This is a genomic window from Glaciecola sp. XM2, from assembly GCF_018595715.1.
Classification (GTDB): Bacteria; Pseudomonadota; Gammaproteobacteria; order Enterobacterales; family Alteromonadaceae; genus Glaciecola.
Genome location: NZ_JAHEOJ010000019.1, coordinates 152,128 through 165,262 on the forward strand (window position 1 = coordinate 152,128; position 13,135 = coordinate 165,262).

Annotated in this window: 9 protein-coding genes; 5 read left to right on the plus strand and 4 right to left on the minus strand. The window is 45.2% G+C overall.

Annotated elements, in window-relative coordinates:
- Window positions 1-153: 153 nt before the first annotated feature.
- Together KJ365_RS04535 and KJ365_RS04540 are read right to left on the minus strand one after the other, a co-directional pair.
- Window positions 154-1,293 carry a porin gene (locus KJ365_RS04535; protein ID WP_214450443.1) on the minus strand — a complete coding sequence of 380 codons (1,140 nt, stop codon included), beginning with the start codon at window positions 1,291-1,293 and terminating at the stop codon, window positions 154-156.
- A gap of 11 nt (window positions 1,294-1,304) precedes the next feature.
- Window positions 1,305-1,715 (minus strand): type 2 periplasmic-binding domain-containing protein, encoded by a 411-nt coding sequence (locus tag KJ365_RS04540; RefSeq protein ID WP_214450444.1) that lies wholly within the window; start codon window positions 1,713-1,715, stop codon window positions 1,305-1,307.
- Window positions 1,716-1,936: 221 nt separating this feature from the next.
- On the opposite strand from KJ365_RS04540, the gene KJ365_RS04545 reads away from it, so the two are divergent.
- Window positions 1,937-4,087 (plus strand): bifunctional diguanylate cyclase/phosphodiesterase, encoded by a 2,151-nt coding sequence (locus KJ365_RS04545; protein WP_214450445.1) that lies wholly within the window; start codon window positions 1,937-1,939, stop codon window positions 4,085-4,087.
- Window positions 4,088-4,090: 3 nt separating this feature from the next.
- Here KJ365_RS04545 and KJ365_RS04550 read toward each other — a convergent pair whose 3' ends face one another.
- Complete coding sequence (locus tag KJ365_RS04550) at window positions 4,091-5,884, minus strand: ABCB family ABC transporter ATP-binding protein/permease (RefSeq protein WP_214450446.1); 1,794 nt, start codon at window positions 5,882-5,884, stop codon at window positions 4,091-4,093.
- Between the two features lie 302 nt (window positions 5,885-6,186).
- Between KJ365_RS04550 and hrpB the strand changes: the two genes are divergently transcribed.
- The gene (gene hrpB / locus KJ365_RS04555) at window positions 6,187-8,667 is read left to right on the plus strand and encodes an ATP-dependent helicase HrpB (protein WP_214450447.1); all 2,481 of its coding nucleotides are present in this window, start codon (window positions 6,187-6,189) and stop codon (window positions 8,665-8,667) included.
- Between the two features lie 61 nt (window positions 8,668-8,728).
- On the opposite strand, the gene KJ365_RS04560 is transcribed toward hrpB, so the two are convergent.
- Window positions 8,729-9,625 carry a thioredoxin family protein gene (locus tag KJ365_RS04560; RefSeq protein ID WP_214450448.1) on the minus strand — a complete coding sequence of 299 codons (897 nt, stop codon included), beginning with the start codon at window positions 9,623-9,625 and terminating at the stop codon, window positions 8,729-8,731.
- Window positions 9,626-9,704: 79 nt separating this feature from the next.
- On the opposite strand from KJ365_RS04560, the gene KJ365_RS04565 reads away from it, so the two are divergent.
- The 3 genes from KJ365_RS04565 to KJ365_RS04575 all read left to right on the plus strand — a co-directional run bounded on the left by KJ365_RS04565 (window position 9,705) and on the right by KJ365_RS04575 (window position 13,086).
- On the plus strand, window positions 9,705-9,896 hold the full coding sequence (locus KJ365_RS04565; RefSeq protein WP_214450449.1) for a DUF3185 family protein: 192 nt from the start codon (window positions 9,705-9,707) through the stop codon (window positions 9,894-9,896).
- 63 nt (window positions 9,897-9,959) lie between these two features.
- Window positions 9,960-10,319, plus strand: a complete 360-nt coding sequence (locus KJ365_RS04570; protein WP_214450450.1) for a DUF2750 domain-containing protein — start codon at window positions 9,960-9,962, stop codon at window positions 10,317-10,319.
- Window positions 10,320-10,629: 310 nt separating this feature from the next.
- Window positions 10,630-13,086 carry a TonB-dependent receptor gene (locus tag KJ365_RS04575; protein WP_214450451.1) on the plus strand — a complete coding sequence of 819 codons (2,457 nt, stop codon included), beginning with the start codon at window positions 10,630-10,632 and terminating at the stop codon, window positions 13,084-13,086.
- Window positions 13,087-13,135 lie beyond the last annotated feature (49 nt).

The window sequence follows — 13,135 nt, forward strand, 5'->3', positions numbered from 1 at the left end:
GTTTACATTTCGTGTTGCTAACGTTAACAATTTGTAAACAAATGGCAAGCATTAAATGCATTGGAGTGCTAAAAATAAAAAAGCCGCCTCTTATTAAGGGGCGGCTTTTATGTGTGCAGCGATGCAATTATCGCCTAGGTGTTTCGCTTATCTTTAAAAGATATAGTTAACTGCAAAACGTAACAGAGTTGCATCATCGTCAGTGATGTCGTTAGTTTGCTGAGTTGCCTCAACTTTAACTGCGATGTTTGTATCGTAGTCGTATCTTACGCCAACAGTGATAGTAGTATCTTCAGATGCAGCAGGTTGTTGGATACCAACTAATAGCTGTGTCACCGGCAACTGAAAAGGTGCAGGGAAGTTTGCAACTTCATCCAAGAACTTAGGACCGTCGTTTAAGTCAGACTTTTCGTAAGTAATATGAGGAGTCCATTTACCAGTTCGAATACCTGCAGTGACATAGTAGTTAGCTTCATCAGGATAAAATGAATCTGCAATTTCAATAGCAGTATATTCAGCTGCAACAAACCAGCTAAATGCATCATATTCAATGCTCGCGCCCACGAAGGTGCCCGTATCATCACTGGCCGCTAATTTATCACTTAGTTCCGGTGAGATTTGACCAAGCTGAGCAAACGCCGGATCCAAAGCAGGTAGGTCGAAGTTTGTTTTTCCAGCGGCGTAAACACCACGGAACTTCCAGTTTTCATAACCTAACTCACCGTTTACAACGATAACATTATCGATGGCTAATTGCCCTGGCTGACCGGCTAGCACAAAATCGTTATCGATCCTACCAAACGCCGCTTGGAAGTTGTAATCCCAACCCCCAGTGTAACCAGAATGGTCGACGCGTATGCCGTCTATATTGTTGTATGGAACATTATAGATTGACTGCGGCGCAGCAATCCAGTGATACGAATAACCGACATCAAGAGACGCTGAATAACGGAATAAAGGCATTCTCAAACGGCCGGCAGACACACTAGTATCATCCGTTGCTTGATAGCTGATGTAAGCCCACTCAAAATCTGCGTTGAAATCGTTTGCACCACGCGCAATGATTTGGCCAGTAGCCGTCATTTTATCGTTGATGTCACCACTGACTTGTACTGCAAACAGGCTTTGATCTGCAAATGAAACGCGATCTGTGAAGCCATAGAGTGTGTCATCACTTGACGTTATACCGCCCGTGAAATTAGCAAACCCGTTTATGCGTAGGTCTGCCTGTGCTTGGCCGATGAGCATCATTGATGCTGCCAAGACTGATAAACTTGTCGTTAATTTTTTCATTAGTGTTGTCCTTATAGTTCCACAATCTTGACGGCATCGGTCGCAGACGCGCGGTCAATGTAACCAATAACACTTGGGTTTTGTGATACCAGTTCGATAACCTCAGCGTCGGTGCTCACCTCTTTAGGTGGAACGCCTTTGCCCGTGAATACAAGTTTTGACCAGTATGCAGAGACTTGGCTTGAGCTTCGTCCTAAAACGTCTTGGTCAAAACCCTGGCGAACATTGGATTCTGGGCTTTGGTTAACGGGGACAGTTTCGCTACCGTTTGGAAACTTCTTCTCTTTACCTAAAAATATACGTTGCACCATTTTTGAGTCCAAAGAGTCGGCATTAGACGGGTGAACAACTACCACTATCTCTGCCAATGCAAACTGGGCGAAGAATAGTAACAGCGCACTTGCTAGCATTTTTTTATACATGGAATGAATTCCTATTGTTACTTAAGTATGTGTGTGATGAATGTTGCATCTCGATTTCACCTTTTAATGGTGATTACACTATATCGGCATGGTGTATCGAATATTTACAACAATCGAAAATTAATTTACCGTGTAGAAGACCTTGTTAACCCTTTGTAAACAAGGCTTTCATCAAAATTTACAGAGTTTCAAAGAAGACGGCTTTGTAAACAGGAGTGTCAATGACACAAAAAGACCTCAAACTCTCCGATATTGATACTTTCGACCGTGAGCGCTTATTACTGATTATCAACATCACAGGTATTGGTGTTTGGGACTGGAAAGTGCAAACTGGCGAGCTAACTTTTAACCGGCAATGGGCGCAAATGCTAGGCTATGAACAAGAGGAGCTAAAGCCTAGAGGATTCAAAGCATGGCTTGATAACCTTCATAAAGATGACTTCCAAAGGGCCCAAAAAGCGTTAGATGATCACTTCAATGGTATAACGCAAGAGTACGAAGCGGAACTTAGGATGCGAGACAAATCAGGCGCATATATCTGGGTGCTGGCGACGGGTAAAGTGGTTGAGTGGCATAAGGGTAAGCCAGAGCGAATGATAGGGGTGCATTTAAACATTGATGAGAGAAATAAAAATGAAGAAAGTCTGCTCATCACCAGTCAGTTACTCAATCAGTCTCAAAAAGTTGCAAAAGTAGGGGGCTGGGAGCTCGATTTAATCACGGGCATTCTATTTTGGACCGACGAGACCTACCGCATCCACGATACATGTCCCGAAGAATTTAATCCCACCGTTGACGCTGGCGTAGGGTATTTTTTACCTGAGTCAAAAGATAGGATCTCCAAGGCCTTAGATGAGGCGATTCAACATGGTAAAGGGTATGATCTTGAACTTGAAACTTACACAACAAAGGGCCGAAAAATCGATGTTCGTACCACGTGTGTGGTAACGCAAGAAAATGGAGCATCAGTTCGTCTTACGGGGATTTTTCAGGATATCAGCGAGCAAAAAGCTACACAACGTGAACTAGAGCAGATTAATCAAAATCTTGAAGTGGCGAATCAAGCCCTTCAGCGCTCCGCACACTATGACCCTTTGACAGGACTACCCAACCGATATTTGCTTGCAGATAGAATGCAGCAAGCGATGGTGAAAAGCCTGAGAAAAAAGAACTACGTGGCGATTGCCTTTATCGATGTTGATAGCTTTAAAGCCGTGAATGATAACTATGGGCATGATGTTGGTGATGAGCTACTCAAAAAACTGGCCGGCGAACTCAAGCATGCGCTCAGAGACGGTGACACCTTATCGCGCATAGGCGGGGATGAGTTTGTCGCGGTGATTGACAATCTTTCTTATCCACACGAAAGTGACGCAGTGTTGTCACGTATGCTTTGTTCAGTCTCTGCGCCTGTTAAGGCCGATGGACATACATTAAGTGTTTCGGCCAGTATCGGTGTCACTATATTTCCATTAGACAGCTGTGACCCAGATCAGCTGCTTCGCCATGCCGATCAAGCCATGTATTTGGCAAAGCAAAAAGGCAAAAATTGCTATCACGTATTCGACGTTGAAAACGACGTAGCGGTAAAACATTTAAATGAAAAGTTAGCACGCATTTCGATGGCGTTACATAACGAAGAGTTTGAACTGTATTATCAGCCAAAAGTGGATTTACGAACGCAAACAGTGGTGGGGCTTGAAGCGCTGATTCGATGGAATCACCCTGAGCGAGGGTTGTTATTCCCTATTGATTTTTTACCGGAGATTGAATGCGACAACTTATGCATTGGGGTAGGGCAATGGGTAATAAGGACTGCCTTAGCACAGCTTCACTTTTGGCAGACCCAGGGCTTAGATTTGTCGGTAAGCGTCAATATTAGCCCTTTGCACCTGCAGCAGGGCGATTTCACTGCGCAGCTTAAAACCTATTTAGATAAATATCCTAATTACAAAGCAAACAGTCTTGATTTAGAGGTTGTTGAAAGCAGTGCTTTGCATGATGTAGAGGCGGTATCAGCGATTATTGAATCGTGTAAAGCCTTAGGCGTTACGTTTTCTATTGACGATTTTGGCGTCGGCTATTCGTCTTTAGTGTATTTAAAGCGCCTACCCGTAAGATACTTAAAAATCGACAAGTCCTTTGTCCGCGATATGCTGGTGGATGCTGATGATAAAGCGATTATTGAGGGCATCATTGAGCTTGCCAAAGTATTTAAGCTCAGCGTCATCGCAGAGGGCATAGAGAGCAAAGAGCACGGTGAAGCCTTGCTAGAACTGGGTTGTCACTATGTACAAGGTTATTACTTCGCCAAACCAATGCCAGCAGAAGCATTTATGCCGTGGCTAGAGTCGCGCAGTACGTCTAAATAGAATTCAGCTTTTGCTTTGTTGCTTTTGTTGCGTACGCCATAAGGTTGCATAGTAACCATCATCGGCTAACAACTTATCATGGTTGCCACTTTCAATAATGCGTCCGTCATGCATGACCAAAATGCGATCAGCATCCACAATTGTCGATAATCGATGAGCAATGACTAAACTCGTATGACCTTGCTCTAATTTTTTAAGGGCGCTTAAAATAGCTTGCTCTGATTGGCTGTCAAGTGAAGAGGTGGCCTCATCAAACACCATGATTGGTGGTCTTTTCAGAATAGCTCTTGCGATAGCAACACGCTGTTTTTCACCTCCCGATAATTTTAAGCCCCGCTCACCTACTTGGGTTTTATCGCCGTCGGGCAGTTTTGCAATAAATGCATCAAGATGGGCAAGCTTAATTGCCTGCTGGATATCCTCCTCGCTAGCATCTGGGCGGCCATAGCGGATATTTTCGTATAGAGTGTCGTTAAACAGCACGGTGTCTTGAGGCACAATGCCTATGTTTGCCCGCAACGAGTCTTGGGTTACTTCATTAATAGCTTGCCCGTCTATGCATATCTTACCTGCCTGCAAGTCATAAAAACGAAACAGCAGTTTCACCAGTGTAGACTTCCCTGAACCACTTTCGCCTACAACCGCTACTTTACTGCCCGGCGACACTGTGAAACTTACATCTGACAGTATTTTTCGTTGGGGCGTATAGCCAAAGTTCACATTCTCAAAGCGGATTTCACCTTTAGAAACAAGTATATCAGCACTGTTGCTTTGGTCTTGTATTTTAGGTACGCGGTCGAGCAACATAAACAGGTTTTCGATATTGGTCAGTGAACCACGGATTTCTCGATAAACAAAACCTAAGAAGTTAAGGGGCATAAAAATTTGCATGGTAAATGCGTTGACCAATACAAAATCCCCAATGGTCATGTTGCCGTTGGCTACTTCAAATGCCGCCATGGCTAGCATTGAAGTCATGGCCAGCGCAATGATAAAGGCTTGGCCTCCATTTAGTGCAAATAACGATAAACGATTTTTACGCCTTGCGGTTTCCCACGTTTCAAGACCTACGTCGTAGCGATCGGATTCAAATTTTTCATTGTTGAAGTAGCGTACCGTTTCAAAATTCAGAAGGCTATCGATAGCGCGAGTGTTGGCTTGGTTGTCGGCTTGATTGAGCTCTTTGACAAACTTGGTGCGCCAGTCGGTGGCGCGCATTGAAAATACCACGTAAATGATAACCGCAGCCAAGATGATGGTGGCAAAGGTAAAGCCGTAGTTATAAAACAAAATGCCCACAACCATAGCAATTTCGAGCAAGGTCGGGCCGATGTTAAACACCATAAAGCGCATCAAAAAGCTTATCCCTGAGGTACCGCGCTCCATATCTCTTGAAAGCCCGCCGGTTTGACGTGATAAATGAAACTCTAGGTCGAGGCGATGAAGGTGTTGGAATACGGTTAAGCCTAATCGGCGCATAGCGCGTTCGGTTACTCTTCCAAACAGGGTATCGCGAATTTCTCCAAACAACACATTGGCCAAGCGCAATGCCCCGTACGCCACAATAAGGGCGAGGATGACGCCCATAATTTGCTCTTTTGCAGTATCTAGATTCAAGTTGTCAACGATATGCTTCAGAATGAAGGGCAGGGTGACACTGGCAATTTTTGCGGCGACTAAGCAACTTAGCGCCAGCCATACACGAGTTTTAAACTCCGCTAAATAAGGCCACAACTTGCCTAAGATACGCCAGTTGAACTTGGCCTCTTCATTCATTGGAAAACGGTTTGAGCGCATTACATTTTGGTCCAAAGATTACAAAACGAAAGGGTTAAGTAGCTTGCTATCGCTAAAACGGATTGACGGTATATCGGTGTTTTTGCACAGAAGTTTGTGCCGTCATGCTATCAAGCGCAGTAGCGCCTTGCCTATAAACATACTACTACCACAATCTGGTATTTCACAGTTTGAATACAGCGTGCGCATAGACGCTTCAATTTTTATTAAGGTTACCATAGCCTAGAGAGCATCCATAAATCTAATTTGCTATGATGTCGTTAATATAAGCCTCTGAGCTTTACACCAATTTGAGACGCAATGTGCTTCCAGTAGAAACTATTTTTCAGCCTCTCGCGCAGCAAATGCTAGTGGGCGATGCGATTGTTATCGCGCCCCCTGGTGCGGGGAAGTCGACGTGTTTGCCGCTTTACCTACTTAGCCTCCCAATGTTTAGTGATTGCAAAATTATTATGCTGCAGCCACGACGCATTGCCGCTCGCAGTATTGCCGCATATTTGGCACAGCAACTGTCAGAACAAGTCGGGGAAACCGTAGGTTACAGAATACGGGGTGAGAACAAAACTAGCCCTTCCACTCGCCTTGAGATTGTCACAGAAGGCGTGCTGACAAGAATGTTGCAGTCGTCTGGTGAACTGCCCAGCGTAGGTTTAATCATTTTTGATGAATTCCACGAGCGGAATTTGCATGCCGACTTCTCTCTCGCGCTGAGTTTAGAGGTGCAACAAGCGCTTCGGGAGGATTTGCGTATTCTTGTCATGTCGGCAACTTTAGACGTTGAGAGTTTAGCTCGGTTTATGCCCAATACGCCTGTATTGCAAAGTGACGGCCGCCAGTTTGATGTAGATATTCATTACGCCACCGGTGAAAGTAAACTGCCCGTTGCTGAGCGCGTTAGCCGGCTGGTCATCGATAAGTTTGGCGAGCATCAGCGAGATTGGTTGGTGTTTTTGCCGGGGGCATTAGAGATTAAAAAGACCGCGGCGCTGCTAAACGCTTCATCATCTATAACGGCAAAAGTAATGCCGTTATACGCTGACTTGAATAAGAAAGAGCAGCAGCGCGCACTTGAGGCATCTGAACCCGGTGAGCAAAAAATCGTGCTAGCCACCAACATAGCTGAAACAAGCTTAACCATTGACGGCATAGAAGTGGTAGTCGACAGCGGTCTTGAAAAGCGCGCGACCTTTGACTTAAGAAGAGGCGTTATGCAGCTTGCCATGCACAAAATATCGCAGGCGTCTGCTACTCAGCGGGCTGGGAGAGCAGGGCGGTTGATGCCAGGCACCTGTTACAGAATGTGGCCAAAAGAGCAGCATCACCGACTTGCCAAACAATCAGTGCCTGAGATTTTGCAATCAGACATTTCATCGCTCTTGCTAGAAGCTACTGTATGGGGAACCCAAATTGCCGATTTAGCACTCATCGACCCGCCGTCAAACGCTCAACAGGCACAAGCGAGTGACAAATTGAAGCACTTAGGCATACTCGATAGCGCCGATAAGCTAACGCCTTTAGGCAAAAAAGTGCATGCGCTTGGCACAGACGTTAACCTAGCGGTGATGCTAATTCGCAGCGAGTCGTTAAGCGAAGCACACCAGAGCATGGCCTGCGCGATTGCAGCAGTCCTTGAGAGCAAAGATCCTATGTTTGGGCATGGCAGTGCTGAGCTCGCATTACGCTTACAGTTTTTGCAAACGCAAAAGACGCACAGCATATGGCAGTTGATTCGCCAGTGGCATAAAAAAATATCTGTGCCTATTCATCCATGGCCGCTGGAAGATACAGGGCTATTATTGGCCTTTGGCTTTGTGGATTGGGTTGCAAAACCTGCATCAAAAGGGCGGTTTACCTTGGCCAATGGCAGCGGCGCGACGCTAGCCGATGAGGATGAAATGCTTGCCCGTATTCAGAACACGCAAGCAAGTGCATCCCCCGACTGGTTAGCCATAGGCTTAATGCAAATCACCGACAAGCAAAGTGATAACGCTCGCATTCGCTATGCTCAAACAGTGCCGGTAACGAGCTTGAGGAAGCACTTCGAGTCGCTATTTACCGAGTCTGAACAAGTTGTGTGGGAACATGAGAAACAAAAAATCAGTGCGAGCAAACATAGTATGTTCGGTAAGATTATCATCAACAAAACACCTTTGGCGAAGCCGTCTGAAGTTGTGGTTGCTGATATGTGGCGCAAGCTCATAGAGCAAAATTCAATACAATGGTTGCCGTTAGGTGGACGCGCACAAGCACTGATTACACGCGCACATATTGCCAATGCTCATGAAGTGGGCATATGCGAAAGCCTATCGATAGAGGCGTTGCAAAGGGATATCGACGAATGGTTACTCCCCTATTTAATCGATAAAACCACGCTTCAGGCATTGAGTCGTCTCGATTTCTATCAATTAATCAGCCAACGATTAAGTTACCCAGAATTGAAATCACTCAATGAGCTCTTGCCCGAAGCATTATCCATCCCCACGGGACGCAAGGTAAATATAGAGTATAGTGCTGAGGGCACGGCGACGGTGTCAGTCAGAATGCAGGAGGTGTATGGTTTGAATGTCCACCCGCGTTTGTTAAAAGGGCGCATACCCATTACCTTTGAACTGCTCTCACCGGCGCAGCGCCCATTGCAAACCACACAAGATATTGTTGGCTTTTGGGCGGGAAGCTACAAAGAGATTCAAAAAGAAATGAAAGGGCGCTACCCACGACATTTTTGGCCCGATGAACCAGCAAATTCTCCCGCCACGACCACGACTAAAAAGCGCATGACCTAAACCCGCTTGCTGTTGGTTTGTTATTTACGCGTTATGAGCGCTTGTGCTTTATCAGTTTTGTTTACTCCCAAGCAAACGGCGGATATTCAGGGAATGAGAGGTTGACCTCATTGCCTTGTGCAGCGCTTTGATAAGCCTGTTGTTTTAACGCCACAAGATCAGCTTGTAATTGTGTGCGAAATTGATAAACACTGCGCCATTGAGTGTAAAAAGCGTCTTTATCTTCAAGTGTACCTTCTTCATCGGCCTGTAGCTGTGGACCAAGAATCGCATAGGCAGCAAAGAGCCTTTGTATTTGCGCTTGTTCAAAGTCAGCGAGCGCTTGGTGGTTAACGGCAGGTGACTTTGTGGGGGTTGACTCATTCAACGAAAAGCTTTGAAAATGAGCTACATATTCATCAAAAGGCACGCTGTCTGCCGATTGCCATATACTTACTTGCTCATGATTTAACAGCGTTTGTGTATGAGGTTCGATAACCAGTACCGTTGGCGTGCCAAAGTATGCAGGATAACCAAAGCGCTGCGTGATATGGCGTAAGTCATCTAAATATCCCACATCAATAAATCGCGTGACATATTTTTCCTCTAGCAGGGCATGCATCTTTGGGTTGGAAAAATTCTGTTGCAGTCCCACGCTGTCATGACACCAGCTGGCCCCTAGTACCACCATTGCAAGCTTATTCTCAGTTTTTGCTTGCGTGAGCATCGCATCAATTTGGTTTGTCGCAGTCTCGCTCGATGTGTAGGTATATTTTGGCAAAATAGTCGTTTGTTCATGCGTTGCACAAGCTTGCAATAAGAAAAGAGCTGAAACGAGCAGCGCAAAATTTGCAAACATACGTGATGATTTAAGGTGGGTCATAAAGAGCAATCCAAGTAAACGTTGTGATACAGTAAAAATAGGTGTCATCAGCAACACTAGCACAATCAATGCAAGCAGTGCTAATGTGAAATGCAATTGGCCGTGTCCGATTCAATCTACCAAAATTGTGCACGATTCCCGTTTTGAAACTAATGCATAGAGCCAAGGAAAAAACATGAAAAACAAATACATTGGCATAGTACTTATCGTAGTTGGTATTGCGCTTGGATTTTGGGGATATGACGTATATGATTCTGCTCAATCTCAAATCACTCGCGCTTTTAGTGGCGACACACCTATCGAAGCATGGGCCGCCATGGTGGGCGGTGCAATTTGTGTATTAATTGGTATTTTAAAGCTAAAATAGAAGTGTTTTTTAGCATAAATCGACCAACACACCTTATACGACCTTTTATCGTGGAGTAATATCTTGTCAGCATCTATCAATGACATACAAGCCTTGAGCCCCGACAAGCGCTACGCTTATCTTATTAAACAAGTTTTACACACCCAAGAGGTTTGGATCCTTACCGATGAGCATGGCTGCGTTATGCTCAATACCGAAGACGAAGATTGCGTGCCGGTCTGGCCAAGTTATGAGTTTGCCAAACAATGGGCGAGCGGCGACTGGGAAGCGTGCGAACCTAGCGCAATTAGTTTGCAGGTATGGAAAAGCAGATGGACCGATGGGTTGATAGGGGACGAAGTTGAAATCGTAGCATTTCCGCTGACCGAAGATGACGGCTATATTGTGTCGCCTCGAGAATTCGAACAGGACCTACGCAGCTAGTCATCGATGATGCACAGCATATGTGCATCTGTTTGGTTAATGTTGATCTATAATCAATATAAATAGTACTTTCATAGCCGAGTTTTCAGAGTTTACTCATTGATTTTCTTAAAATTGTTGCAACTTTTATTTGACTCATAAGGGAAGTGCTGCCTGTTCGTTAACATTTTACAAACATATCTTTTACTTTTTATCTCATTGTTTGATAGATTGCTTAGCGTCGGCGTTTTGCGGTGTTTTTAGATAAAAGCCACTTGCACACACGACACATAATAATAAAAGCATATTCTTATCACTATGAGAGCACACAATGATTCAGGAACTGTCAGATAAATTTTCACCAAAGCCGCTAGCCGCTATCATCGCCTTGTCTTTAGGCCTTATGAGCAATGTTGCAGGCGCCCAAGAAACACAAGATGCACAAGGAGCGGAGCAGGCCGATGACGAATTTGAAGTCATTATGGTTACGGCATCAAAGCGCTCTACTGGTCTTCAAGAAACGCCAATTGCTATCTCAGTGACTAGCGCTGAAGATATTGAGCAAACAAAAGTGCTCGACATCGGTGATTTGCAAAGCATTGTTCCTACCTTACGCGTGACGCCCTTACAACGCTCTACTAACACTAACTTTGCCATTCGCGGATTTGGTAATGGTACGAATAACACAGGCATTGAACCTTCGGTGGGGGTATTCATCGACGGCGTATATCGCTCACGCGCTGCCGCGCAAATTGGTGACTTACCGCGTTTGGAGCAAGTTGAAATATTATCTGGGCCGCAAAGTACCTTGTTTGGTAAAAACGCATCAGCTGGGGTTATCAATGTCAGAACCGCTGCGCCTACATACAGCCTAGAAGGTAAAACAGAACTTACGATTGGCAATTACAATCAGCGCATATTAAAAGGCTATGTATCTAATGGAATAAGTGAGACGCTCGCGGTGAGTTTATCTGGCGGCATCAACAAGCGTGACGGATTTACCGACAGTGTGGTTGGCTTGGGTGATCTGAACAACCGCGACCGTTGGAATATCCGCGGTCAGGCATTGTACGAGCCATCGTCGGACGTAGTGGTGCGTATTATTGCCGATTATAGCGAGATTGATGAACGTTGCTGTACCGTCGCTGACGTGATTAACGGTCCAACGACTGCAGCAGTCAGAGCCCTTGGCGGCGTGGTACTAGATACGGATGACCCATTTGCATATGAGTCAGCGCTGAATACTGACTCGGACAATACGGTAGAGGATGGCGGTGTGTCGATGCAAATTGATGTGGACTACGGTAGCTTCGCATTGACCTCTATCTCAGCGTTTAGAAATAATAAATCGGGTTATTTTTCAGACGTTGACTACACCTCTCTTGATATTTTGACTGAGGATGGTCGCACCGATATCGATACCTTTACCCAAGAGTTTCGTTTGACGTCGAATGGTGACAATACCTTCGACTGGATGGTTGGTGGTTTCTACTTTGATGAACAAGTAGACACAGGCGATACACTTTTTTATGGTGATGGTACAAGACCTTATTTTAATGCCTTGGGATTAGCGCCTTTGCTAGGTGGCGTAGAAGGGGTGTTTGGTTTAGCGCCTGGCACATTCTTTGGCGCAGGTCCGCAGATTGATACCAACTTTATGCAAGATAACACAGCCTATTCGTTGTTTGTTAGCTTAGATTATGACCTTACGGAGCAATTAACTGCGACGCTCGGCTTGAGCTACACTAATGATGAAAAGGATGTGACGGTAAACCAAACGAATACTGAAGCACTTTCGGCGATTGACTTAAATGCTACGCCAACGCTCTTTAATGTGCCGGTGAGCGCAATTCCGGATTTGGCGCCGTTTGTACCCACTTTACAGGGCGTGCAGTTCCTGCCTCAACAGCTTATTTTCCCTAATGCGATTGAAGACGGAAACAGCAACGATAGTAAAACCACATGGAGTTTGCGTTTAGCCTATGAACTTAACCGTAATGTAAGCTTCTTTGCGACAGCGGCAACCGGTTTTAAAGCCACTTCATGGAACCTGTCTCGCGATACGCGACCCTTTCCAAGTGATCAAGCCGCATTAGACGCAGCTGGTTTATTGGAAAACAACCAAAGCTACGGTACGCGTTTTGCCGGCCCTGAAGAAAGTAAGGTCTACGAGCTGGGCGTTAAAACTCGCTTTAGAGATGGGGCATTCAACGCGACCATATTCGACCAAACCATTGAGGGCTTTCAGTCTAGTACTTTTGTAGGAACTGGGTTTGTACTGGCAAATGCAGGTCAACAATCGACTAAGGGTATTGAGTTTGACTCAGTGTATCGTCCTACTGATTCCATAGATTTAACCTTTGCGGGTATCATACTTGACCCAGTTTATGACTCTTTTGTAGGTGCATCTGGTATTAACGGGCCAATTGATTTAACTGGTCAACAGCCGTTTGGTATTCATGAGCGTAGCTTTAACGCGGGCATTACTTACAACTATGATTTAGACAATGGCATGTTTGGTTATGTGCGGTTAGATTATCAATATGAAAGTGAAATCGAGTTAGTGTCTAACGTTCCGCCTGAGTTAACTCGCGAAGTGAGTACCTTTAATGCGAGTGCCGGTTTGAGCATGGATAACGGTTTAAGTTTCCAAGTATGGGTGCGTAATTTAAATAATGATGAGTTTTTCTTAACGGCTTTCCCACCGCCAATTCAGGCAGGGAGCTTCAATGCGTATCCTAACCAGCCTCGTTTATTTGGGCTGTCGGTGTCTTACCAGTTCGATTAGACGCGTGTAAAATGACAAAAGGCAGCGTAACGCTGCCTTTTTTGTTGGT